The organism is Mesorhizobium sp. M0189, from assembly GCF_040322135.1.
GTDB lineage: Bacteria > Pseudomonadota > Alphaproteobacteria > Rhizobiales > Rhizobiaceae > Mesorhizobium.
In genome coordinates, this window is record NZ_JAMYSW010000008.1 from 39,439 (window position 1) to 61,953 (window position 22,515).

The following is a 22,515-nucleotide window of genomic DNA, read 5'->3' on the forward strand; positions in this document are numbered from 1 at the left end:
TGCCTCTAGCCTAACAGGAGTGTCGGCTGGAGGAGCGCGCGTGCGGTCCACGTTTGGCGCAATCACGTCTCCAGCGCGCTCACTGGCAACGTCCGCTTCCGGGATAGGACCGCGTCTCCGGAATGTCTTAGATTAGGCGCAAACCGGTCGTCCACAGCTCAAATCATGAAGTCGGCTTGGGGTCATGAGCGTGACTTCGGCCGCTGGCCAACGAAACTTCCGCCAAAGGGTCATCTTCCGCCGTGCCACACGGACACCAAGTGTCGTATTTTTTCACTGGCCCACGACCGCAAGGTCAAAGCGCTACAGCGTCCTTTGCACGTCCAAAGGACGCGCGGCACTGCTGAGCAACCGCTTTGTCCCCCGAACTGTCCGCTTTGAACGCTTGAAGGGGCACTGTGGCTGTGCGATAGGCACTCCACAAAGTAGAGAACCTTGCGGAGAGCGCTGACATGGCGGGTGGACGGGGCCTTATGGCCGGCAAGCGCGGCCTTATCCTTGGCATCGCCAACAATCGCTCGATCGCTTACGGCATCGCCAAGGCCTGTGTCGACCATGGCGCCGAGATCGCGCTGACCTATCAGGGCGAGGCGTTCAAGAAACGCGTCGAGCCGCTTGCCGCGGAACTGGGCGCGCATGTCGCCGGCCATTGCGACGTGACCGACCCGGCCAGCCTTGATGCGGTGTTCGCCGATATCGACAGCCATTGGGGCAAGCTCGATTTCCTCGTCCACGCCATCGCCTTTTCCGACAAGGACGAGCTGACCGGCCGCTATGTCGAGACGACGCGCGACAATTTCCTGCGCACCATGGATATTTCGGTCTATTCCTTCACCACCATCGCCAAACGTGCCGAGGCGCTGATGACCGACGGCGGCTCGCTGCTGACGCTGACCTATTACGGCGCGGAAAAGGTGATGCCGCACTACAACGTCATGGGTGTCGCCAAGGCGGCACTCGAAGCCAGCGTGCGCTATCTGGCCGTCGATCTCGGCGCCAAGAAGATCCGTGTCAACGCGATCTCCGCCGGCCCGATCAAGACGCTTGCCGCATCCGGCATCGGCGATTTCCGCTACATCCTGAAGTGGAACGAATACAATTCCCCGTTGAAGCAGACGGTGACGCAGGAGGAGGTTGGCGATTCCGGCGTCTATTTCCTGTCCGACCTTTCGCGCGGTGTCACCGGCGAGATCCATCATGTCGATTCCGGCTATCATGTCGTCGGCATGAAGGCGGTCGACGCGCCGGATATTTCTACCGTCAAGGACTGACGCCGCCGCCTGACCTCTTCCGGAAGACCTGATGTACCCGCTCGTCTATATCGTGCGCCACGGCCAGACGGCGTGGAACGCCGAGGCCCGGCTGCAGGGGCAGGCCGATACCGACCTCAACGAGCTTGGCCGCGAGCAGGCTAGCCGCAACGGGCGTAGGCTGGCCGAACTCATCGACAAGCCCGAAGATTTCGACTTTGTCGCCAGCCCGATGCGGCGCACGCGCGAGACGATGGAGCGCCTGCGCGCGGCGATGAAGCTCGATCCGCACGCCTATCGTACCGAGCCGCTACTCGTAGAATTGAGCTTTGGCGACTGGCAGGGTTTCACCTTTGCCGAACTCGAGGCGAACGATCCCGGTTCGACCAGGCACCGCCGCCTCGATAAATGGAATTTCCAGCCGCCCGGCGAGGGCGCCGAAAGCTATCAGATGCTGCTCGAACGGGTGAAGCCGTGGTTCGACGCGCTCGATCGCCAGACGGTCTGCGTGACCCATGGTGGCGTCATGCGCGCGCTGTTCCGCTTCGTGCTGGGGATGTCCGAACAAGATGCGGTCAGCATGGAAGTGCCGCAGGACCGCCTGCTCAGGCTGGACGGCTGGCGCCTGGAGTGGCTTTAGTCGTGAGCTTTCGAGAGATTGAAGCAGAATGCGATCTCGCGCTGAATCGGCGACAGAGGCGCGTAGGCGAAGTTGATCACGCCGGGATCGTCGCTGGCCTGAGAACCGGGACAAACCGTTCTCGACCGGCCCTGACATATTGCCCAACAGGTCCGGTCTCACGCGCAAGGCGCGCGAAGAGCAACTGGATGAGGGCACGCAGCTCAGGCGAAGGTGTGCTACCGCATGATGCGCGAAGTGTCCGCTCGTAGCAGGAGTAATCCTCGATCGCGCCAGCAACATCGTCTTGGGCGATGTCGCCCTGAATGAGCGCCTTGTAGATTCTCACAGAGTCGGGGTAAAAATCGAGCGCCCGCAAATAGATAGTCCGGGCTTTCCCAGGATCGTTGCGAGCCTCGCAGTGCTTGCCGATGCGGATCGCGAGTTCGATCACGTCGCGGCGCACGCGTTCAGCGGCCGGCAAGCACCAGGCGGCAATACGCTCGTGCAGAAAGAGAGGCCCCGGGAACAGGAGGAAGAGCCGCTCCAGCTCCGGTTCAGTCACGGCATTCGAGGCCAGAGCCCGTTTGAGGCGCGCCTCCCAATCGGCCAAATCCACCCAAACCCTGTCTGCGGCGAGGCGCAGCTTGCCCTCCCTCTGAATCACCAGGTCCGTCTGGCCGAGCAATTTGCGCAGACGGTGGAGCGCCTGATCGCAGGCAGCCTTCGCCTGGTCGCCGTCAAGGTCGGGCCAGAGCCAGTCCTGCAGGCCTTCGAGCGGGCAGACTTGGCCCTGGGAGATGGCCAAGGCACGAAGAATGTCGAGGGCCCGCGTCGGTGGCTTGGCGCCAAGGTCCAGTGCCGAACCGTCACGTTCAAGCCGGAACCCGCCGAGAACATACACCTTGATCGGCCAAGACAAGCTTGCCGGACGCCGCAGGGACGCAGCCAGCTGGTGGTTGCGGGTCATGGACCGGCAAAACTCGAACTGAGCATTCATCTGCTATCTCCCCACTGGCGTGCCGGATTCGCGAGCGTTCCAATCCGGACGCAGCACGATCGTCTGGGTCGGCGAGACATGCCGGATCCTCGGGTGTTGCGGCGGTTCCGGTAGCCAAAAGTGACGGTTGGCCACAACACGATGATGTTTACGAGTTCATCCACGGCATCGCTCCTCACCAAGGGATCGGGAGAACATCGGGTTCGCCTCCAGATCGGGATATGCACCGATTTGAACCGGGTCGTCGTAAGTTGCTCGTGAGCAGCACGTGATTGGCAGTCGACGCGCGGCAGACGGCTGCGAGCGGGGGAATCACGCTGCCTTCACGCGTGGCGCAGACAAAGGTGGTCTCGACCCTGGGATAACGGACGATGAACGATCCGAGATTTTTTCTCTTTGATTTGCCAAGGTCGGGACGACCTGCACCATTCAGAATTCCGGAGGAATATTATCCCGGCGTACGGGATCACTGGTATAATGCGACGTCCCGTCGAGCGGTCGATCCGATCGAAGGAATCAGGGCGCTGGTCATCCACGCGGCGGCAGGGCTAAGTTCGGCGGGCGCCATGTCCGTCATGAAAGCGCACAGGGCCAGTTGGCATTGGCTGATTCCTGGCACGGACGAAGAGCCGCATGGCAAGTTCGCATGGGCCTGTGTGCCGGAGGCAAGCGCCGCCCTCCACGTGCGAGACCATCGGTCGTATCCTGCGGTGAACGCTGGCCAGGCCAAAGTCGATGACTGGAGCCTCGCAATCCAGATAGTCAATTCGCGGAGCCGCGATGTCGTGGAGCCATTCTCGGACTGGCAGGTGGAGATTGCCGCTGAAATCGTGCGCTACTGTTGGGCGAAGTACCCAAATTTGAAACACATCGCATCGCATGCCTTGCTGGACCCTGATCGATGCAGCGATCCAGGTGCCCACTTTCCGTGGAAACGGTTCCGCGATCTCGTGCTCGACGGTGCCGGCGACACCTACCCAGCTCTGCGTACCCCCGCTGGGGTGCCGATGGAATTGCTGCCCGCCCTGCACGATGTCGCCACCTGCTGCGCGGGCTGGGATTTGCTGCCTGTGGACGACTAATCGGGCCGCACCGCCCACCGATCGCCCGTGTTGCGCATTAGACCTGCACGCGCGAAGATGCCACATCGTCTGTCGAGGCAAGCAGCCGGTTATCCGGCGCCCGGTTGGCCGATATGGTTGGCAAGCCTGCAACGGGCATTCTGCTGGGGCGCTCAGCGATGGAGGGCACGTGGCCACGGTTGCTTCGGGTTCGCTTGAAACTCCACACGAGCTCGATCCGATATCACGAGAAAATCGGATAGCGATCGCGCGGTTGGCGACGAAGCTTCGTCTTATTACTCGACTGCCTCATCCGGACGCACCTGGTGCCGCGATATATGTGGCGCAAGCGCATCCCCATGAACACGGCGAGGAGTTCCGCGACTTTCAGCCTGTCGGAGTCGCGGGCTGCGATTGGCGTTCCGAGCGGGCATTCGAAGCCTGCATCGGCGAAGCAGCCGAATATCTTTCCCAGCTCGAGTACCCGGAGGACCGAAATCCTGGGGCCGAAACGGCCGGTCGGCGCATTGATGCCTTCGATCACTATCTTGCCGGCGTCACCGAAACCGGAGGCGAGCGCCTGTGGCTAGCCGGGCATCAGGTCGGCTCATCGGAACCGGTGGCTTTGCCGGGCGAACTTTGCGTCCGCCGCGCAAGCGGCAATGGTGTTTTGCCGTACAGGCTCGGTAACGGCGTCGCGGCGGGAAGAACCCTTATAGAGGCGGCAAACCGTGCAATATGGGAACTAGTCGAGCGCGATGCCGTCGCGAGATGGTGGCACGGCGACCAGGTGGCGCATGCGATTGGCGAAGATGTATTGCGGGATAGCGGACTCCCGGACCTGCTCTCCCGATACCGGTCGGGAAAGACGACCCGGACGTGTGGCTGGGTCGATATCCGCGCAGCTGTTGACATTCCGGTCATCGCTGCCTTTTCGTTTTCTCGTGACGGGAGCGATTTCGCTTGCGGTTTCGCAGCACGGCCAAACATGGCCGATGCTGTCCACGCCGCAACGAAAGAGATGGTGCAGATGGAAATCGGACATCATCTGGTACGAGCCAAGCAACAGGTGCACGGTTTCGAGAAGCTCAATCAGGATGACCTCGCCTATATTGCGCGAAGCCAGCGGGTCACCCCCGATCATCCAAAGCTTAAAGCTGCTCCCGTCGGCTCGAAGAGTTCGTCCTTAGAAGGCAGCGACGAATTACTCCTCCTCGACTATACGCGCCAGGCACTCCTCCGTGCTGACTGTACGGCCTTTATCGTGGACCTGACGCGCGATCGCATTGGCATTCCGGTCGCCCGCGCTCTTGCCACAGGCCTGCAGCAGATTCCCCCAGGCGACGTGTTGCAATTCGACTCCGTGGGTAGGTGCATCAACTTCAACATTCCGGTACTGTAAGGCGTTTGCTGTAATCAGAGTCCCATGGACCAATATAGCCGGGCAGCATCGCGGAGCAGTGAAACGCCAAGCTTCCGTATTGAGACGCTTGGCATCTTCCGTATGTCTCATGGCGCCGTGAATTGCACCTTCAAGAGCCGTAAGGCACAGGCGCTCTTTGCCTACCTCGCATTTTGCAAGAACATGATTGAAAGCCGGGAGCGCCTCGCCGGCCTTTTGTGGGGCGAAAACAGTGAGGAAGCCGCGCGCACCTCCCTGCGTCAGCTAATCAGTGGGATAAAGAAGGACACGAAGCAGTTTCCAATACAGATATTCGACTGCGATCGGAACAATGTTTGGTTGCAGCCGATCCATGTATCAAGCGACGCGGCGACCCACATCGCCGATCTCGAACAGAATATCGTGCCCGAAGTGATGATCACGCAGAAGCGGCTGTTCGGGGGCTTTCTCGTCAATTTGAGGGACATTGATCCCAGCTTCGATATGTGGCTCTCGGTCCAGCGCGAATATCTCCACGACAGGGCCGTTAAGCTCCTCCAGGACCAGGCCCGGCGCGAGCAGAACGATGCCAAGCGGGAGAGGTTCGCCACCGCCATCCACAATCTGGACCCGACGCATGAGGAAGCCTGCCGTATCCTCATGCAGTGCCGTGCCTCACGTGGCGACACGGCGGGAGCGCTTCGCATCTACAACGACCTGTGGGAATTGCTCGGCACCGACTATGACATGGAGCCGTCACCGCAAACCCAGGCGCTGGTTGCGGAGATAAAGACGGCGGAACCTCTTCCCGCGCCTCCCAGCCACGTCCCGCAACTCGCCCCCGCTGTTCCGGCAGCAGCGCAGCTGTTCGACGGTGTAGGAATCGCCGCTCAGGCGCGCGCTGAACCCCCACTGATCCTGGTTCATCCATTCTTGCACGAGGCGGTTCATGCCATCCGTATCAATGGCTTCCGCCACGAATTGATCGCAGCCATGACACGGTTCCGGGACTGGTCGGTGAGGGAGCATTCGGCCTCCGACGATGCTCTCCCGCCAAGCGGCCGCAAGGTCTATGACTTGCTTGCCACTGCAACCGGCGAGGACGGTGAATTGCACATCGCCGTGCTGCTGCGTCGCAGGTCTGACGGCCACTACATGTGGAGCGAGAACTCGGAGATCGAGATCGGCAACTGGCATCGCGCCAGACTGCAGATCGTCCGGCACCTGGCCGCAGCGCTCGATGTTCAGATCTCGGCAGAGCGTTTGAGCACGACGGCGGGCCTCGCCGATATGGATCTCGACATCTACGACCGCTGGCTACGTGGTAATGAGCTTCTTTCGCGGTGGCGTCCGGCCGACGAGAGCCGGTCCGAGGGGATATTCCGGTCGATCATACGGAATGCTCCCGATTTCGCGCCCGCTCATGCCAGTCTGGCGCAGATCCTCAACAGCAGACATCTCATCTTCCCCGGCCTCATGCGGGATAGAAAGCGGGAACAGGAGGCCCTCAAACTTGCAAACATGGCTTCCAAGCTCGCGCCGATGGATAGCCGGACCAAGCTCACTCTGGCCTGGTCCTATCTTATGAACGAAAAGTACGAGCAAGCGATCTATTGCTATGGGCTGACGCTCAAAATGAACGACAACGATCCTTGGACGCTGATCTCATGTGCGCAGGGCCTTGCCTATTGCGGCGAGAAGGCGCTCGCAGACGAGATCGCACAAAGGGCGCTGCGGGTAGGATATGGCGCCGAACCCGTTCATTGGGCCTACCACGCCTGTATTCGCTTTCTCTTCGGCAACAGCGAGGGCGCGGTGGAAGCAGCCGATCTTGCCGAGGATGCGACCTTCTTTGTCGGCGGCTTGAAAGCGGCGGCGCTGGCCGAGCTTGGCTTGAAAGAGGCGGCTCTTGAAGAGGCGGCAGCGTTCTTCCGCCGTACCGCGGACAACTGGCATGGCGACGGTCCTGCTTCGCCGAAAGCCACGCTCGAATGGTTCTGGCAATGCCTCCCGATCCGCCTGATGGCGGACCGGGAGAGGCTACATTCAGGAATTCTGGCGACCGGGTTGCTCGACCTGGCTGGTTAGCGTTCCACCCACCGTTTTTCGCTCACCGGCAGCCACGCATCGTATAGTCGGCAACCCGCGCATAGAAAAAGCGCAACTGAGTGATCACGCGCTTGTCCTCGTCGCGTCCGCCCGGCTCGAAATCCTTGTAAAGCGCCGGAAGCGGATAGACGTCGTCTTCAACATTAGCTTTGACGATCTGCTCCGACTCCGTTACCTGGCCCTTCGGTGGCAACCGCAGGAGAAACTCGTAGTTACCTTCGATATGGTCGTCGCCCCGTACCACCGTGAGCGTCTTGAAGACGTCCGGTATCGTCAGGAGGTCCTTAAACGCCTCCCGCAACTCATCGATGGTTGTGGGCCAAGAGTCTCTGTCTTGCTGCGCCCATTCGACCAACTTCTTCCCGACAGCCTCGTAATCCTTGAAGATGGCACCTGTCTCGTCGCCATGTCTACCGAACTGAATCGGCGGGTATTTTCGATCTGGTGAACCGATATCTGGTCCCGGCATGCTTCCCTCCTTTGGTAGCGTCTTCACGCACGGGCAGTAGACCGCTAACGTCAAATACCCGCAAGGGCGATTAACTCACATCGTCAGCGTGAAAGCTTCGTGAAAATTTCACGTGACACCGCCAGAAGACAAAATCGGCTTCACGTTTTAACATATCTCCTTTCCGCTAATCGGGGCTCAAGACGGTATTAAGCTTTTTGAGGGGATGGTCGGCATGAACGATATTGGTCGTCTGGGTTTTGCTTGGAGACGACTTTCTCGCCAACTGTGGTCAGTCCGGCTCGCGCCGGTTCGTGGAGTGCTGGTCGGGCTTGCGGTGTTGTTGTCTTCCGCAGGTGCGCCCGATGCCGGCGAAGGTAAGGCGCCGCTTCAAGACCATCCGGAGCGGCGTGGCTTGGGTGTCAAGTTGGCGGGAAAAAGCTCGACGAATACTGAAGCGACACCTGGGCGCGACGCTGGCGCCGCTCCCACCATCGAGTGGGGACGGTCGCTTTTCGTGCGAAAGGCGGCCCTTCTGAACAAAATTTCCTTCACCGCCGTGATGGACCAACTCGTGGCGTCGAGCGGGGGCAAGATCGCCGACCGAAACGAGCTGTTCCGGAACTGGTGGAAAACGGCTGCTGGCTGCGAAGAACTGCGGCCGAAGCAGCCGAATGGTGGCCCGCCGTTTTCCTACGACTGTTCGCGAGCCGAAGGGATGCTCAAGGACAAGGATCCCTACAAGGAGTTCGGCGTTGGCAAAACTCCATTCATCATCATTGCCGCCGTGAATCGGGTCGATCTGCTGCGTGATTCGCTTGGCGGCGATTGCGGCGAGTTTCGCATCATAGCGGGAAAGCATCCGGATTGGGAAAATCCGGCTGCTCCCGATCGAATCCACGGCGAGATGCTGATCGCCTTCGAGGCAGTCATGCCCAATGGGGGGAAGCCGGAGCGCTGCATGGCAATCCAGAAGTTCTGGCTATCCCTTTCGGAAAAGCGGTTCTCGGACGAGGAAGTCGCGATTTGGCTGCGCAGGTTTTTCCTGGAGGGAATAACGCTCGCGGAGGACGGCAGCGTTGTTGACGGCGATGCGGTCGGTCCGACGACGTTTCAGCTGCCTCCGGCCATGCATGTCGACCATCTCGGCGCGTCGGAATCAAGCAGCGGTCAGATCCGGACGAACTCGAAGCTACATGGGGGACAATGGGGGCTCCGTGAGTACCGTTTCGACAAGCCTTCGATGCGCCTGCTTCCCACGCGTACAACAGGTTCCCCTGAGCCCACTCTTTTTTCCAAAAATTCCCCGGACCCCGAAGCAACGAACAAGCTCGTTGAGCTAGTGGCAAAGTCTATTCGCACCGATGGTTCTGCGCCTGGTCCTCTGCTTGATCCCAACATTAACAGCTTCCATTTGTTGCCAAGCCTGCCCGAGCACCTGCTCGCGGCGGAAATGAACGCTGAAGATCGTTCACTCGGCGACTACGCGAAAATACTCGACGCTGAAGGACATCCCGACCTCATTGGTGAGATCGAAGGTGGTGCTACGAGAACTCTGACAGCGGAACAAATCCGAAAGCGGATTCAGTCCCTCTCCTGCGCGGGTTGCCATCAGTTTTCCAGAACGGGCAACGGCGGCTTCACCGACGACTTCAAACGCGAGGTCTGTTGGCAAATTTCCTTCGAGAACAAACACGTCACCACCGAATCAACGGATGGTGAGTACGAAATATCGGATGCTTTGAAGTTCGTCTTTCTACCGCATCGGGAATTTGTAATGCGGAAGTACCTGGCGGGAAAATATATAAAAGGAGTGTACTGGCCGGGAAACGATCCGAAGAAGGAAGACATGAGCAACGATGCGCAAGCAGCCTCGATCGGTCTGCCCCACTGCTAGAAAACCATCTGCTATCACGCGGAATGAATCCCGTTGGATATCTGTGCGGCTCCCCACGCATCGCGTAAGAAGCTTCGCAAAAGACTCTACTCGGTCGATCCGGTGTCCGGCAGTTCCATGTCGGTGACGACGTTCTCGCCATTCGTCACGTCATACGCGAGGACGATGTCCATGCCCGGTTTCAGCGCATCGAGATCGGTTTCGGCGTTCAGCTTGTAGGACTTGCCGTCGTCCAGCGTCAGCGTCAGCGCGTCCTTGTCGACCTTCTTGATCAGGCCTTCGGTCTGGCCGGCGAAGGCGGCGGTGGAAATCAACAGCGTGGCGGCAACAGCGCCAATCAGGATACGCATCATCGTCCTCTTTAATCATTGCCGGTACAGCGGCTCGGTCCAACGGAACGGAACTGAGCAGAAACCAATCGAATGTGTCAAAACTAAATCCGCCGGATCACAGTTTGACCACTGTGGAAAACGCCAATAGAAGGCAAGCTGCAGCGCCGCGTCCTCCTGGGCGCGCAACGAACGCTGTAGCACTTTTGATTTTTTTTGCGCATGATCCTTTCCGAAAATCGCGCCGATTTTCGAGGTCATGCGCTAGGCCGGCTCCGACGCCGGCAGGGCTGGTTCCATGTCGCACAACACGTTCGGCCATCTCTTCCGCGTCACCACCTGGGGCGAAAGCCACGGGCCGGCGCTGGGCTGCGTCGTCGATGGCTGTCCGCCCGGCATCCGCTTCACTCGCGACGAGATCCAGGCCGAACTCGACAAGCGTCGCCCCGGCCAGTCACGTTTTGTGACCCAGCGTCGCGAACCTGACGAGGTCAAGGTCCTGTCCGGCTTTATTGTCGATGAGGACGGGGAGACGATGATCACCACCGGCACGCCGGTGTCGATGCTGATCGAGAATGTCGACCAGCGCTCCAAGGACTATGGCGACATCGCCCGCCAGTTCCGGCCGGGCCATGCCGACTACACTTACGAGGTCAAATACGGCCTGCGCGATTACCGCGGCGGCGGTCGCTCCTCGGCGCGTGAGACTGCGGCGCGAGTGGCGGCCGGGGCGCTTGCCCGCAAAATCGTGCCAGGCATGGTGGTGCGCGGCGCGCTGGTGTCGATGGGCGAAAGATCGATCGATCGCGCCAACTGGAACTGGAATTTCGTCGGTGACGCCGAAAACCCGTTCTTCACTCCCGATCCGGCGTCGGTCGCCGTCTTCACCAAATATCTGGACGGTATCCGCAAGGCGGGCTCCTCGGTCGGTGCGGTCATCGAGATCGTCGCCGACGGCGTGCCGGCGGGGCTTGGCGCGCCGATCTATGCCAAGCTCGACCAGGACATCGCCTCCGGCCTGATGTCTATCAACGCCGTCAAGGGCGTCGAGATCGGCAACGGTTTCGAGGCCGCCCGCATCACCGGCGAGGAGAATGCCGACGAGATGCGCATGGGCAATGACGGCAAACCGGTCTTCCTGTCCAACAATGCCGGCGGCATCCTCGGTGGCATCTCGACCGGCCAGGCGATCGTCGCGCGTTTCGCCGTCAAGCCGACCTCGTCGATCCTGACGCCGCGAAAGTCGATCGACAAGGACGGCAACGACGTCGAGATCATGACCAAGGGCCGGCACGATCCATGCGTCGGCATCCGCGCCGTGCCGATCGGCGAGGCGATGGTTGCCTGCGCCATTGCCGATCATTATCTGCGGCATCGGGGACAGACAGGGAGGGGAGTAGGGGAGTAGGGGAGTATGTTGGTGCACGCCAAGCAGCCAATTTTTTCCTTTTCCCTACTGCCGTACTGCCCTATTCCCCTACTCCCCTGCGAGTGAAACGAGCGCTTATGCCTTACGACCAGAAGAAGATCGTTGAAGCCCTGCGCGCCTTCGAGCGCGGCGAGATCGTCGTCGTCATGGACGATGACGGGCGCGAGAACGAGGGCGACCTGATCGTCGCCGCCGTCCATTGCACGCCGGAAAAGATGGCGTTCATCGTCCGCAACACGTCAGGCATCGTCTGCACGCCGATGCCGCGCGAGGAAGCCAAGCGGCTCAACCTGTCGCCGATGGTGGCCGACAATGATTCTGCCCACACCACTGCCTTTACCGTCAGCGTCGACTTCAAGCACGGCACCACGACTGGCATTTCGGCGGACGACCGCACGCTGACGGTGCGCAATCTCGCCAATGGCAATGTCGGCGCGTCCGATTTCGTGCGCCCCGGCCACATCTTTCCGCTGATCGCGCGCGAGGGCGGCGTACTGATGCGTTCGGGCCATACCGAAGCCGCTGTCGACCTTTGCAAGCTCGCCGGCCTGCCGCCGGTCGGCGTCATTTCCGAGCTGGTCAACGATGACGGCACCGTGATGCGCGGCCCGCAGGTGCAGGCCTTCGCCGAAAAGCACGGGTTGAAGCAGATCTCGGTTGCCGACCTCATCGCCTACCGGCAACGCAAGGAAACGCTGGTCGAACGCGTCGCCTGTTCCGACATCGAGACGCCCGGCGGCAAGGCGCAGGTCTTTACCTATACGCTGCCCTGGGATTCCATGCATCACGTGGCGGTCGTCTTCGGCGATATCCGCGACGGCGTCGAGGTGCCGGTGCGCCTTCATTCCGAGGACGTGGTGAGTGACGTCTTCGGCACCAGCCACAGGCTGGACGCCATCATGAAGGCGATGGGTGAGCGCAAGCGCGGCGTCATCGTCTATCTGCGCGAAGGGTCGGTCGGCGTCGCCCATCAGGAGCGCAAGCGGCCGGCTGCCGGCGACCGCGAGGACCATGAAGAGGCGCGCCGGCGCGAGAACGAATGGCGCGAGATCGGCCTCGGCGCGCAAATCCTCAAGGATCTCGGCATTTCCTCGATCAATCTGATCGCCTCGCGCGAGCGCCATTATGTCGGCCTCGAAGGTTTTGGCATCCACATCGCCAAGACCGAGATTCTTTAGACCGTTCTCACGATGCTGGTATGCGTCCGGCCCCCGCCTCGGGCCGGACGCACCGGAAGCTATTCCGCAGCGACCGCAGCAGCGTCGCAGGCTGCAATGTCGCAATCTGGCGCGGCAAGGCTGCGCTGGCCGGCAAGCACGATGACCAATGCGATTGTGCCCGACGCCACCGATACCCAGAATCCGTTCTGCGCGCCGAAAGCGTCCACCACCCAGCCGGCGGCGAATGAGCCGAGCGCCATGCCGATGCCAATGCCGGTCATCACCCAGGTCACGCCTTCGGTCAGCACCGCCTCGGGCACGCGCCGCTCGATCAGACCGAATGCCGTGATGAAGGTCGGCGAGATCGCCACGCCGCTGACGAAGACGGCCAGTGCCAGCAGCGGCACGGTGTCGGCGACGAGCAGCGGCAGCGTGGTAAGCGCAATGATGGCGATTGCGATGGCAAGTTGAATTTGCAGCGGCACTTTCAGGTTCAGGGCGCCGATAATGATGCCGACGACGAACGATCCGAGCGCGTAGACGCCGATAACGAAGCTGGCGGCGCCCGGCTGGCCAAGCTCCTTGGTGATCGCCACCGTGCTCACCTCAGTGGTTGCAAAGGTCGCGCCAATGAAGATCAGGGCCAAGGTGAGGATCTGGACAGGCCGCAGGCGGATTGCCGAACCGCCCGAACCATGTTCCACCGGTCTGGCTCGCGGTTCGGTCGAACGCTGCAGGATGAAAGCCGTCGAACCGAGGGCGAGGAACAATGTGCTCGCGAGCACTCCCGCTTCCGGGAAAAGCGCGACGCTCAGCCCCACCGACAGCGATGCCCCGGCGATGTAGACCAGTTCGTCCGCCGCCGATTCAAAGGCGAACGCGGTGTTCAGCTCGGGACGGTTGCGGAAGATCTCAGTCCAGCGCGCGCGCACCATTGCCGGGATGCTGGGCATGACAGCAGCCAGCAGCGACGACACGAACAGCGTCCATATCGGCCAATGCTGATTGGCCGCCGCAATCAGGATCGCGAAAGCGAGCGTGGAAATCACGGTGGTCGGCACCACAATCCGCGTCTGGCCGAGGCGATCCACCAGTCGCGATACCTGTGGCGCGACGAAAGCGTTGGCAAGCGCATATGTCGCGGAGACAGCGCCGGCCAGCCAGTATTCGCCATCAGTCTGTGACAGCATCGCAACGATCCCGATCGGAGCCATGGCCATCGGCAGCCGGGCAACGAACCCGGCTGCGGCGAAGCCTATGGCGCCAGGCGCGCGAAAGATCTGGGTATAGGGATTTTGCATGGTCTGGCTCCTCGACAACGAACGGTTCGACGATTACATACGTAACGTATGAGTTTAAATAGATCATACGCCGCGTATGTCAATTGGCGTACGAAGCGTATGTTAATAGGGCCAGAGCATGCACAGACCACGCAAGGAGATGATTGCCGAGACCCGCGCCAAGCTGATTGCCGCGGCACGCCAGGCCTTCGGGACGCTCGGCTATGCCGAAGCCTCGATGGATGATTTCACGGCATCGGCCGGGCTGACGCGCGGTGCGCTCTATCATCACTTCGGCGACAAGAAGGGCCTTCTCCAGGCGGTCATCGCCGAGATCGACGCCGAAATGTCGGCCCGGCTGAAGGTCGTTTCGGCCAAGCCGGACAATCTCTGGCAGGGCTTTGTCGACGAATGCACCGCCTATATTGAGATGGCGCTGGAGCCGGAGATCCAGCGTATTGTGCTTCGCGACGGCCCGGCGGTGCTCGGCGATCCATCGCAATGGCCAAGCCAGAGCACATGCATCCGCTCGATGACGGAGAGCCTGCAAAGACTGAGCGACGAGGGGACCATTCTTGCCGTCGATCCCGAAGCCGCGGCAAGGCTGGTCAGCGGCGCCTCGTTGCATGCGGCGCAGTGGATCGCAAATTCGAACGATCCCGAAGCGACGTCGAAGAAGGCAGTGAAGGCGTTCAAGGTTCTTCTGGAAGGGCTGCTCAATCTCACCGGCAGGCTGCACCAGCCTGATCGACTATCGTCGATGCACCCCGAGATTGACCAGTCACCGGCCTGAGGTTGTTCTTTCCAGCAATCTGGCGGCTCGCGCTGGAACCAGCCGGCCCCGCCCGCTTAAACCCTGTTGAACATCACACCAGCGAGACGCTAAAACATGGCCAAAGCGTCGAGGCGCGCCTATATCGGGGCATGGTCACGAGACTTTACACCCATCCGATTTTCCTCGAACACATAACCCCGCCCGGTCACCCGGAGCGGCCGGACCGTTTGCGCGCCATAGAGCGTGTGCTTGACGACGAGGCCTTCGCGGCGCTCGATCGCGTCCAGGCGCCGGAAGGCGACGAGGCAACCATCCTTTACGCGCATCCGCCCGAATTCGTCGAACGTGTCCGCACAGCGATACCGGACACCGGCATCGCCCGTATCGACGCCGATACCACCGCCAGCCCAAAGAGCTGGCAGGCGGCCGTGACTGCGATCGGGGCTGCCAACGCTGCTGTTGACGACGTCTTCACCGGCCGTGCCGACAATGTCTTCGTCGCCGCACGGCCGCCTGGCCATCATGCCGAAAAGACCACCTCCATGGGTTTTTGCCTGTTCAACACCGCGGCGATCGCCGCACGCTACGCGCAGAAGAACCATGGCGCCGACCGCGTTGCCGTCGTCGACTGGGATGTGCATCATGGCAACGGCACGCAGGACATCTTCTGGGACGATCCGTCGGTGCTCTATTGCTCGACGCACCAGATGCCGCTTTACCCCGGCACCGGGGCCGTGAGCGAAACCGGCGCCGGCAACATCGTCAACGCGCCGCTGGCGCCGCAGAGCGGCAGCGATGTTTTCCGCGACGCCTTTCTGTCGCGCATCCTGCCGGCGCTCGACAATTTTGCGCCCGATCTTATCATCATCTCCGCCGGTTTCGACGCCCACCACCGCGATCCGCTGGCCGAGATCAACCTGACCGAGGATGATTTCGACTGGGCGACCGGTCAGTTGCTCGAACGCGCCGGGCGCCTTAGCGGCAATCGGGTCGTCAGCCTGCTCGAGGGCGGCTACGATCTGCAGGGATTGGCATTTTCAGTCGCCGCCCATGTCGGGCGACTGATGAAGGGATAGACGATGGCTGGTGAGATCAACGAGGACGTCAAGGCGATGAGCTTCGAGCAGGCGCTCGACGCGCTAGAGAGGATCGTCGACGATCTGGAGCGCGGCGACGTGCCGCTCGACCAGTCGATCCGCATCTACGAGCGCGGCGAGGCGCTGAAGGCGCATTGCGACCGGCTGTTGAAGGCGGCCGAGGACAAGGTCGAGAAAATCAGGCTGTCGCGTGACGGCAAGCCGGTGGGGACAGAGCCGTTGGACGCGGATTGAGGCGGCCTCGAACGACGATTGTGCTTGCCGGCTTTGGACATCACCATGATTGAGGATAAAACTCATCCCGTTTGAAACGGCTCCAGGACGAGAGGAGATTGCGAACGATGTGCAGAAACATCAAAACCCTGTTCAATTTCGATCCGCCGGCAACCAATGACGAGGTCCGCGATGCCGCACTTCAGTTTGTCCGCAAGCTGAGCGGAACGACGCGACCGTCAAAACAGAACCAGCATGCGTTCGACCATGCCGTCGAGGCCATTGCCGCCTCGGCGCGCGAATTGCTCGACAGCCTCGAGACGACGCAGCATCCGCGCAATCGCGAAGAGGTGGCGGCCAAGGCGAAGGCCAAATCTGCACTTCGCTTCGCCTGAGGGGACCGCGTGAGCTTCTTTCCCGGAAACGATCCGCAGATGGGCGATGCCTTCGCCAGCGATCAGATCGAGCTGATGGTCATTCCGAACGCCAAGGATATTGGCGGATTTCAGGTTCGCCGCGCCTTGCCGACGGCCAGGCGCCGGCTGGTCGGACCTTTCATCTTCTTCGATCGTATGGGTCCGGCAGTTCTTCGGGCCGGCCAGGCGCTCGACGTCCGTCCGCATCCGCATATCGGACTGTCGACGGTGACTTACCTGTTCGACGGCAAGATCAGGCACCGTGATTCGCTCGGCACCGAGATGGTGATCCAGCCCGGCGACGTGAATCTGATGACCGCCGGCCGCGGCATCGTCCATTCGGAGCGCACGCCAGAAGAACTGCGCGGCGCGCCGATGTCGGTTTCCGGCCTGCAGACATGGTTGGCGCTGCCGGACGGCAAGGAGGAGGTCGCGCCGATCTTCGAAAACACCGCGGCGCTGCGCCTGCCCGAAATCGATGCCGAGGGGGTCAGCGGCCATATCGTCATCGGTGCGTTTTCCGGAATGCGCTCCCCGGTCGCGACCGCTTCGGACACACTGTACGCCGATCTCAGGCTGGCGCCGGGTGCCAGCGTGAAGATCCCGGCCGATGCCGAGGAGCGCGCCATCTATACGCTGGAAGGCGAGGTTTCGATATCCGGTGACCGCTTCCCGGCCGAGCGGCTGCTGGTTTTCCGGCCCGGCGATGAGATCGTTGTTTTATCGGAGAGCGGCGCCCATTTCATGCTGTTTGGCGGCGCTTCGCTCGGTTCGAAACGTTATATCTGGTGGAATTTCGTATCGTCCTCAAAGGAACGCATCGAACAGGCGAAAGAAGAATGGAAGACGGGCCGCTTCGATATCATTCCCGGAGACGAGCAAGAGTTCATCCCGCTGCCCGAAAGCTGATGCGCGTTACCGCCACATTTACATTCGCCGGCCAGCGGCATATTTCACGATGAACAGAAAATCTGACCAGGCTCGCAAACAGTGAACGCAAAGCCCGATACGCCGCTTCTCGACAAGGTCCGCGTCCCAGCCGATTTGCGCACGCTTGCCGAAGGCGACCTGCCGCAGCTGGCTTCCGAGCTTCGCGCCGAACTGATCGACGTCGTCTCCCACACCGGCGGGCATCTCGGCGCCGGCCTTGGCGTGGTCGAGTTGACCGTCGCGCTGCACTACGTCTTCAACACGCCGGACGATCGGCTGATCTGGGACGTCGGCCACCAGGCCTATCCGCACAAGATCCTGACCGGCCGCCGCGACCGCATCCGCACGCTGCGGCAGGAGGGGGGGCTGTCCGGTTTCACCCGTCGCGTCGAGAGCGAATACGATCCGTTCGGCGCAGCCCACTCCTCGACCTCGATTTCAGCCGGCCTCGGCATGGCGATGGCGCGCGATCTGTCCGATGGCCGCAACAATGTCATTGCCGTCATCGGCGACGGCGCCATGTCGGCCGGCATGGCTTATGAGGCGATGAACAATGCCGGCGCACTCGATGCCCGGCTAATCGTCATCTTGAACGACAACGATATGTCGATCGCTCCACCGACCGGCGCAATGAGCGCCTATCTGGCCCGTCTGGCGTCTGGCAAGACCTATCTGGGGTTGCGCGATTTCGGCAAGAAGCTGACGTCCTATCTCGGCGAGCGCGCCGATCGCGCCATCAAGCGGGCGGTCGAGCACGCGCGCGGCTACGTCACCGGCGGCACGCTGTTCGAGGAAATGGGTTTCTACCACATCGGCCCAATCGACGGCCACAACCTCGAGCACCTGATCCCGGTGCTGAAGAACGTCCGCGACAATGCCGACGGCCCGGTGCTGATCCACGTCGTGACCCAGAAGGGCAAGGGCTACGCCCCGGCCGAGGCGGCCGCCGACAAATATCACGGCGTCAACAAATTCGACGTCATTACCGGCGCCCAGGCCAAGGCGCCCGCCAACGCGCCGAGCTACACCAAGGTGTTTGCCGACAGTCTGATCCAGGAGGCCCGAGAGGACGACCGCATCGTCGCCATCACCGCCGCCATGCCGAACGGCACCGGGCTTGACCTCTTCGGCGAAGCGTTTCCGGCGAGGACCTTCGACGTCGGCATTGCCGAGCAGCATGCGGTGACCTTCGCCGCCGGCCTTGCCACGGAAGGCTTCAAGCCTTTTGCGGCGATCTACTCGACCTTCCTGCAGCGCGCCTACGACCAGGTCGTCCACGACGTGGCGATCCAGAAATTGCCGGTGCGCTTTCCGATCGACCGCGCCGGCTTCGTCGGCGCCGATGGTGCCACCCATTGCGGCGCTTTCGACACCACCTTCCTGGCGACGCTGCCCGGTTTCGTCGTCATGGCGGCGGCCGATGAGGCCGAGCTGCGCCACATGGTACGCACCGCTGCAAGCTACGATGACGGCCCGATCGCCTTCCGCTATCCGCGCGGCAACGGCGTTGGCGTCGAGATGCCGCAGCGCGGCTCGGTATTGGAGATCGGCAAGGGCCGGATCGTCAGGGAAGGCACCAAGGTTGCGCTGCTTTCCTTCGGCACCAGGCTGCAGGATTGCCTGGCCGCGGCCGAGGAGCTTGGCGCGGCGGGGCTTTCGACCACGGTCGCCGATGCCCGTTTTGCCAAGCCGCTCGACGAGGATCTGATCCGGCGGCTGGCCCGTTCGCACGAGATACTGGTGACGGTGGAAGAGGGCGCGGTCGGCGGCTTCGCCAGCCATGTGCTGCAGTTCCTGGCCCACGAAGGGCTGCTGGAGAGCGGCCTGAAGGTGCGCCCGCTGGTGCTGCCCGACACTTTCGTCGACCATGCCAAGCCGGAAAAGATGTATGCCGATGCCGGGCTGGACAGCGCCGGCATCGTGCGCACAGTGTTCGTGGCGTTGGGGCATACCGCGCAGGCCCAGCGCGCCTAGTTGTTTCCGCGTTTCTGCAACGCCAAAAGATTCTGCTTGGCTGCAAATGCCAGTCTGAATCAAAATCTCAACTGCTTGAATCAAATTACCGGCGAACAGTCGTAAGATACTGTTTACGCTGCCATTTGGCGATTTGCTTACCGTGTCCTTTGGCCGTTTTTCAACGCCGCCCTGCTAGAAAGCGACCGGCAGGGGAAAGAAGACCAATGAGATCGCTTTTGGGCGGCATCGCGCTAACGGCCATCTTCGCCGCGTCGGCCGTGGCCGAAACGCGCTACGACCGCAAACTCGAAGAGGCGGTGATGGGCATCGTCGCCGGCAAGATCGGCCAAATCCGTGGCGGCTTCTCCTACAAGGAGGCGCCGCAATTCGTCGTCGTGCCAGATACCTTGCCGAAGGCGTCCATTTCCGTTGACCGGCCGCGCCCGCAGGTGTCCGGCGACAGCAGCGACGGTCTGACGCCGGCCGTTGAACGGCGGGTTTCGCGGACCATATTCTAGAAACTAGAACCACATATCCCGCACACAGCGACCATCCCTCGGCAAATCCTCGAATGTGTCGAGACCGTCGAAATGATCGATCGGGAGGTCGGCGACAGCCTCCGGCGGCGCAAGCCTCATATTGACGGCGATGCGGTGGCGACCGGCGGTATCGGCACGCAATCCGCGCCAGGCCAGGACGCAAGCGCACGTTGGACAGAAGAGAATCTCAAGCGAAGGGTGAGCCCTTCCAACGCGCGTATAGGCACTCACGGGCCCCGCAAGGCGGATGCGTTCGTCGACATAGTCATACGCCCAGAGCGTGCCGTAGCGACGGCAAAGCGTACAGTTGCAGGCAGTGATCGAACCGGGATCGCCCTCCAGGGTCCAGTGGGCTGCGCCGCAGTGGCAGGTTCCCGTCAGCATGTTCCTCCTCCACGTTTCGACGGCTAAACGGCATCTCTTCTTAGCATTGCGTCGGGTGTCGTGCGAGGTTCGACAAACAGCGGAGCGGCTGATGAGTTCACCCGCTTTTCCAACTATGCCTAGTCTCATCGCCAATATCCTTGCCATCATCGTTGGCATTCGCCATGAAGGCCGATGACTTCCCTTCCGCCAGCCAGCATTCGCCAGCGGCTCGACGAATTACTCGTCCAGCGCGGCCTGTTTGCCAGCCGCTCGCGTGCTCGCGATGCGGTGGCGCGCGGCACCGTGACGGTCGACGGCATCGTCGCCCACAAGCCGGGCCAGGCCGTTCTGCCTGAGTGCAACATCGTCGTTGACGATCCGGCGCAAGGTTACGTCTCGCGCGCCGCACTGAAGCTGAAGGCTGGTCTCGACCATTTCGGCCTCAACCCCACCGGTAGCGAAGCGCTCGATGTCGGCGCCTCGACCGGCGGCTTCACGCAGGTACTTCTCGAACGCGGCGCGGCGCATGTCACGGCGATCGATGTCGGGCACGGCCAGATCCACTCCGACATTGCCGGCGATCCGCGCGTGACGGTGATTGAAGGCCTGAATGCGCGCGAACTGTCGGCCGCCGATCTCGGCGGCCGTGTGCCGGATTTCATCGTCTCGGATGTCAGCTTCATATCGCTGAAACTGGCGCTGCCGCCGGCGCTTGCCTTGGCCAGGAACGGCGCAAAAGCCGTGTTTCTGGTCAAGCCGCAATTCGAGGCCGGCCGCGAGGCGATCGGCAAGGGCGGCCTGCTGAAGGACCCCTATGATGCGGCGCGCATTGCCGGCCTGATGCAGGACTGGCTCGATGCCATTCCCGGCTGGCGCTCGTTGGGACTTCATCTGTCGCCGATAGAGGGCGGCGACGGCAACCGCGAGTTCCTGCTCGGCGGCATCAAGGCCGTCGCGACCAAGCCTGCCAAGATCGGGCGGGCCGGGATTGAGAAGCGATGACCACGCGTTTCACAATCGCAAAATTGGGCTCGCAGGGCGACGGCATCGCCGAGACCGAGACCGGCGAGGTTTTCATTCCGTTTACGCTGCCGGGAGAGGTCGTCACCGCCGGGCGGGAGAAAGATCGCGCTACCTTGATGTCGGTGCTTGAGGCCTCGCCGCTGCGAGTCGATCCGCCGTGCCGCCATTTCGGCGAATGCGGCGGCTGCGCCGTCCAGCATCTCGAGACTGAAGCCTATCACCAATGGAAGCGCGAAAGGGTCGTGCATGCGCTGAAGAGCAAGGGCATCGCCTGCGATGTCGGCCCGCTGGTGCCGTGCGCGCCGCACACGCGCCGCCGCGTCGTCTTCACTGCCCGGCGGAGCGAGGCGGGAATGCAGTTCGGCTTCGTTCGCGCGCTGTCGTCCGAAATCATCTCCATCGAGGAATGCCCGATCTCGCTGCCGCAGATCGTCGCTGCGCTCGACCGTTTGAGGATGCTTGCCGGACTGATCTGCACCACGACCAAATCGTTCCACATGGCGGTGACGGTGACCGGTTCCGGCCTCGATGTCGCGGTTCACGATTCCGGTAAGCTCGGCGAGAACCAGCGCCGCGTCGCCTCGAACTTTGTCATTGCCGAGAGGCTAGCCAGGCTGTCGGTCGACGGCGAGATCATTATCGAACCAAAGAAACCGGTCGTCCTGTTTGGTGGCGTCGCTGTCGCAGTGCCGCCGGGCGCTTTCCTGCAGGCGACCGAGGCCGCCGAAGAAGCGATGGCCGACATTGTCGGCCAGCATCTCGCGCGCGCCAAAAAGGTCGCCGATCTCTTCGCCGGCTGCGGAAGCTTCGCACTGCGTCTGGCCTCAAGATCGGAGGTTCATGCGGTGGAAGGCGATGCGGCAGCACTCTCGGCGCTTGACCGGGCCTTCCGTTTCGCCAGCGGCCTGAAGCGGGTGACCGGCGAACGTCGCGACCTGTTCCGGCGGCCGCTCACATTCAAGGAGTTGAATGCCTTTGACGGCGTAGTCTTCGACCCGCCCCGCGCCGGCGCCGAGGACCAGTCGAAGCAGATCGCGCGCTCCGACGTGCCGCTCGTCGCCGCGGTGTCCTGCAATCCGGTGACGCTGGCGCGGGATCTTCGCATCCTCCTCGATGGCGGTTACGCCTTGAAGAGCGTAATCCCGATCGACCAGTTCCTGTGGTCGCCGCATGTCGAGGCCGTCGCGCTGTTGGAGAAGCCGAGACGAAGGCGCTAGCAGCTAGGGCTTGAAATGCG

The 22,515-nt window shown here is 61.8% G+C and carries 23 protein-coding genes; 17 read left to right on the plus strand and 6 right to left on the minus strand.

Translation table 11 applies throughout. The features are described 5' to 3' along the window. Positions 1-452 precede the first annotated feature (452 nt). Entirely contained in the window at positions 453-1,271 is an 819-nt protein-coding gene (gene fabI / locus NKJ09_RS16445; RefSeq protein ID WP_023716893.1) for an enoyl-ACP reductase FabI, read from the plus strand. Positions 1,272-1,302: 31 nt separating this feature from the next. Further along, a complete protein-coding gene (locus tag NKJ09_RS16450) occupies positions 1,303-1,890 on the plus strand; it encodes a histidine phosphatase family protein (RefSeq protein ID WP_023716894.1) in 588 nt (195 codons plus the stop codon). A gap of 76 nt (positions 1,891-1,966) precedes the next feature. Here NKJ09_RS16450 and NKJ09_RS16455 read toward each other — a convergent pair whose 3' ends face one another. Then, on the minus strand, positions 1,967-2,869 hold the full coding sequence (locus NKJ09_RS16455; protein WP_023716895.1) for an AfsR/SARP family transcriptional regulator: 903 nt from the start codon (positions 2,867-2,869) through the stop codon (positions 1,967-1,969). Positions 2,870-3,240: 371 nt separating this feature from the next. Here NKJ09_RS16455 and NKJ09_RS16460 point away from each other — a divergent pair, with 371 nt between their 5' ends. The 3 genes from NKJ09_RS16460 to NKJ09_RS16470 all read left to right on the plus strand — a co-directional run bounded on the left by NKJ09_RS16460 (position 3,241) and on the right by NKJ09_RS16470 (position 7,399). Beyond that, positions 3,241-3,951: an N-acetylmuramoyl-L-alanine amidase gene (locus NKJ09_RS16460; protein ID WP_023716896.1), complete on the plus strand. Its 711-nt coding sequence runs from the start codon at positions 3,241-3,243 to the stop codon at positions 3,949-3,951. A 169-nt stretch (positions 3,952-4,120) separates the two neighbouring features. Next, positions 4,121-5,332, plus strand: a complete 1,212-nt coding sequence (locus tag NKJ09_RS16465) for a YcaO-like family protein (protein ID WP_198030448.1) — start codon at positions 4,121-4,123, stop codon at positions 5,330-5,332. A 24-nt stretch (positions 5,333-5,356) separates the two neighbouring features. Then, positions 5,357-7,399 (plus strand): AfsR/SARP family transcriptional regulator, encoded by a 2,043-nt coding sequence (locus tag NKJ09_RS16470; protein WP_084642385.1) that lies wholly within the window; start codon positions 5,357-5,359, stop codon positions 7,397-7,399. 22 nt (positions 7,400-7,421) lie between these two features. Here the strand turns inward: NKJ09_RS16470 and NKJ09_RS16475 are convergent, their stop codons facing one another. Further along, the gene (locus NKJ09_RS16475; protein ID WP_031193363.1) at positions 7,422-7,889 is read right to left on the minus strand and encodes a hypothetical protein; all 468 of its coding nucleotides are present in this window, start codon (positions 7,887-7,889) and stop codon (positions 7,422-7,424) included. Between the two features lie 214 nt (positions 7,890-8,103). Here NKJ09_RS16475 and NKJ09_RS16480 point away from each other — a divergent pair, with 214 nt between their 5' ends. Continuing rightward, positions 8,104-9,765 (plus strand): hypothetical protein, encoded by a 1,662-nt coding sequence (locus NKJ09_RS16480; protein WP_352494384.1) that lies wholly within the window; start codon positions 8,104-8,106, stop codon positions 9,763-9,765. A gap of 86 nt (positions 9,766-9,851) precedes the next feature. Here the strand turns inward: NKJ09_RS16480 and NKJ09_RS16485 are convergent, their stop codons facing one another. Both NKJ09_RS16485 and NKJ09_RS16490 read right to left on the minus strand, forming a co-directional pair. Further along, entirely contained in the window at positions 9,852-10,115 is a 264-nt protein-coding gene (locus NKJ09_RS16485; protein WP_023716902.1) for a DUF1344 domain-containing protein, read from the minus strand. Between the two features lie 15 nt (positions 10,116-10,130). Continuing rightward, a complete protein-coding gene (locus NKJ09_RS16490; RefSeq protein WP_352494383.1) occupies positions 10,131-10,355 on the minus strand; it encodes a hypothetical protein in 225 nt (74 codons plus the stop codon). Between the two features lie 37 nt (positions 10,356-10,392). On the opposite strand from NKJ09_RS16490, the gene aroC reads away from it, so the two are divergent. Both aroC and ribB read left to right on the plus strand, forming a co-directional pair. Beyond that, positions 10,393-11,502, plus strand: a complete 1,110-nt coding sequence (gene aroC / locus NKJ09_RS16495) for a chorismate synthase (protein WP_352483721.1) — start codon at positions 10,393-10,395, stop codon at positions 11,500-11,502. 98 nt (positions 11,503-11,600) lie between these two features. After that, a complete protein-coding gene (gene ribB, locus NKJ09_RS16500; RefSeq protein ID WP_023716904.1) occupies positions 11,601-12,701 on the plus strand; it encodes a 3,4-dihydroxy-2-butanone-4-phosphate synthase in 1,101 nt (366 codons plus the stop codon). Between the two features lie 59 nt (positions 12,702-12,760). On the opposite strand, the gene NKJ09_RS16505 is transcribed toward ribB, so the two are convergent. Then, the gene (locus NKJ09_RS16505; protein ID WP_352483719.1) at positions 12,761-13,984 is read right to left on the minus strand and encodes an MFS transporter; all 1,224 of its coding nucleotides are present in this window, start codon (positions 13,982-13,984) and stop codon (positions 12,761-12,763) included. A 118-nt stretch (positions 13,985-14,102) separates the two neighbouring features. Here NKJ09_RS16505 and NKJ09_RS16510 point away from each other — a divergent pair, with 118 nt between their 5' ends. The 7 genes from NKJ09_RS16510 to NKJ09_RS16540 all read left to right on the plus strand — a co-directional run bounded on the left by NKJ09_RS16510 (position 14,103) and on the right by NKJ09_RS16540 (position 19,868). Next, the gene (locus NKJ09_RS16510) at positions 14,103-14,756 is read left to right on the plus strand and encodes a TetR/AcrR family transcriptional regulator (protein WP_023716905.1); all 654 of its coding nucleotides are present in this window, start codon (positions 14,103-14,105) and stop codon (positions 14,754-14,756) included. Positions 14,757-14,887: 131 nt separating this feature from the next. Continuing rightward, on the plus strand, positions 14,888-15,814 hold the full coding sequence (locus tag NKJ09_RS16515; protein WP_023716906.1) for a histone deacetylase family protein: 927 nt from the start codon (positions 14,888-14,890) through the stop codon (positions 15,812-15,814). 3 nt (positions 15,815-15,817) lie between these two features. Continuing rightward, positions 15,818-16,069 carry an exodeoxyribonuclease VII small subunit gene (locus tag NKJ09_RS16520; RefSeq protein ID WP_023716907.1) on the plus strand — a complete coding sequence of 84 codons (252 nt, stop codon included), beginning with the start codon at positions 15,818-15,820 and terminating at the stop codon, positions 16,067-16,069. Between the two features lie 107 nt (positions 16,070-16,176). After that, the gene (locus NKJ09_RS16525; RefSeq protein WP_023716908.1) at positions 16,177-16,443 is read left to right on the plus strand and encodes a DUF2277 domain-containing protein; all 267 of its coding nucleotides are present in this window, start codon (positions 16,177-16,179) and stop codon (positions 16,441-16,443) included. 9 nt (positions 16,444-16,452) lie between these two features. After that, positions 16,453-17,373, plus strand: coding sequence for a pirin family protein (locus NKJ09_RS16530; protein WP_023716909.1), 921 nt, complete (start codon positions 16,453-16,455; stop codon positions 17,371-17,373). A gap of 81 nt (positions 17,374-17,454) precedes the next feature. After that, complete coding sequence (dxs, locus tag NKJ09_RS16535) at positions 17,455-19,368, plus strand: 1-deoxy-D-xylulose-5-phosphate synthase (RefSeq protein WP_023716910.1); 1,914 nt, start codon at positions 17,455-17,457, stop codon at positions 19,366-19,368. Between the two features lie 206 nt (positions 19,369-19,574). Further along, entirely contained in the window at positions 19,575-19,868 is a 294-nt protein-coding gene (locus NKJ09_RS16540) for a hypothetical protein (RefSeq protein ID WP_023716911.1), read from the plus strand. Positions 19,869-19,871: 3 nt separating this feature from the next. On the opposite strand, the gene NKJ09_RS16545 is transcribed toward NKJ09_RS16540, so the two are convergent. Further along, a complete protein-coding gene (locus NKJ09_RS16545) occupies positions 19,872-20,273 on the minus strand; it encodes a GFA family protein (RefSeq protein ID WP_352494381.1) in 402 nt (133 codons plus the stop codon). Between the two features lie 174 nt (positions 20,274-20,447). Here NKJ09_RS16545 and NKJ09_RS16550 point away from each other — a divergent pair, with 174 nt between their 5' ends. Together NKJ09_RS16550 and NKJ09_RS16555 are read left to right on the plus strand one after the other, a co-directional pair. Beyond that, entirely contained in the window at positions 20,448-21,257 is an 810-nt protein-coding gene (locus NKJ09_RS16550; RefSeq protein ID WP_023716912.1) for a TlyA family RNA methyltransferase, read from the plus strand. After that, positions 21,254-22,495 carry a class I SAM-dependent RNA methyltransferase gene (locus tag NKJ09_RS16555; RefSeq protein WP_023716913.1) on the plus strand — a complete coding sequence of 414 codons (1,242 nt, stop codon included), beginning with the start codon at positions 21,254-21,256 and terminating at the stop codon, positions 22,493-22,495. Before NKJ09_RS16550 ends, NKJ09_RS16555 begins: the two co-directional genes overlap by 4 nt. The last annotated feature ends 20 nt before the right edge of the window (positions 22,496-22,515 follow it).

Excerpts from the sequence above, each read along its gene's own strand:
- fabI (WP_023716893.1), top strand. The coding sequence starts at position 453 with ATGGCGGGTGGACGGGGCCTTATGGCCGGCAAGCGCGGCCTTATCCTT.
- NKJ09_RS16450 (WP_023716894.1), top strand. The coding sequence starts at position 1,303 with ATGTACCCGCTCGTCTATATCGTGCGCCACGGCCAGACGGCGTGGAAC.
- NKJ09_RS16455 (WP_023716895.1), bottom strand. The coding sequence starts at position 2,869 with ATGAATGCTCAGTTCGAGTTTTGCCGGTCCATGACCCGCAACCACCAG.
- NKJ09_RS16460 (WP_023716896.1), top strand. The coding sequence starts at position 3,241 with ATGAACGATCCGAGATTTTTTCTCTTTGATTTGCCAAGGTCGGGACGA.
- NKJ09_RS16470 (WP_084642385.1), top strand. The coding sequence starts at position 5,357 with ATGGACCAATATAGCCGGGCAGCATCGCGGAGCAGTGAAACGCCAAGC.
- NKJ09_RS16475 (WP_031193363.1), bottom strand. The coding sequence starts at position 7,889 with ATGCCGGGACCAGATATCGGTTCACCAGATCGAAAATACCCGCCGATT.
- NKJ09_RS16480 (WP_352494384.1), top strand. The coding sequence starts at position 8,104 with ATGAACGATATTGGTCGTCTGGGTTTTGCTTGGAGACGACTTTCTCGC.
- NKJ09_RS16485 (WP_023716902.1), bottom strand. The coding sequence starts at position 10,115 with ATGCGTATCCTGATTGGCGCTGTTGCCGCCACGCTGTTGATTTCCACC.
- NKJ09_RS16490 (WP_352494383.1), bottom strand. The coding sequence starts at position 10,355 with ATGACCTCGAAAATCGGCGCGATTTTCGGAAAGGATCATGCGCAAAAA.
- aroC (WP_352483721.1), top strand. The coding sequence starts at position 10,393 with ATGTCGCACAACACGTTCGGCCATCTCTTCCGCGTCACCACCTGGGGC.
- ribB (WP_023716904.1), top strand. The coding sequence starts at position 11,601 with ATGCCTTACGACCAGAAGAAGATCGTTGAAGCCCTGCGCGCCTTCGAG.
- NKJ09_RS16505 (WP_352483719.1), bottom strand. The coding sequence starts at position 13,984 with ATGCAAAATCCCTATACCCAGATCTTTCGCGCGCCTGGCGCCATAGGC.
- NKJ09_RS16510 (WP_023716905.1), top strand. The coding sequence starts at position 14,103 with ATGCACAGACCACGCAAGGAGATGATTGCCGAGACCCGCGCCAAGCTG.
- NKJ09_RS16515 (WP_023716906.1), top strand. The coding sequence starts at position 14,888 with ATGGTCACGAGACTTTACACCCATCCGATTTTCCTCGAACACATAACC.
- NKJ09_RS16520 (WP_023716907.1), top strand. The coding sequence starts at position 15,818 with ATGGCTGGTGAGATCAACGAGGACGTCAAGGCGATGAGCTTCGAGCAG.
- NKJ09_RS16525 (WP_023716908.1), top strand. The coding sequence starts at position 16,177 with ATGTGCAGAAACATCAAAACCCTGTTCAATTTCGATCCGCCGGCAACC.
- NKJ09_RS16540 (WP_023716911.1), top strand. The coding sequence starts at position 19,575 with ATGAGATCGCTTTTGGGCGGCATCGCGCTAACGGCCATCTTCGCCGCG.
- NKJ09_RS16545 (WP_352494381.1), bottom strand. The coding sequence starts at position 20,273 with ATGCTGACGGGAACCTGCCACTGCGGCGCAGCCCACTGGACCCTGGAG.
- NKJ09_RS16550 (WP_023716912.1), top strand. The coding sequence starts at position 20,448 with ATGACTTCCCTTCCGCCAGCCAGCATTCGCCAGCGGCTCGACGAATTA.
- NKJ09_RS16555 (WP_023716913.1), top strand. The coding sequence starts at position 21,254 with ATGACCACGCGTTTCACAATCGCAAAATTGGGCTCGCAGGGCGACGGC.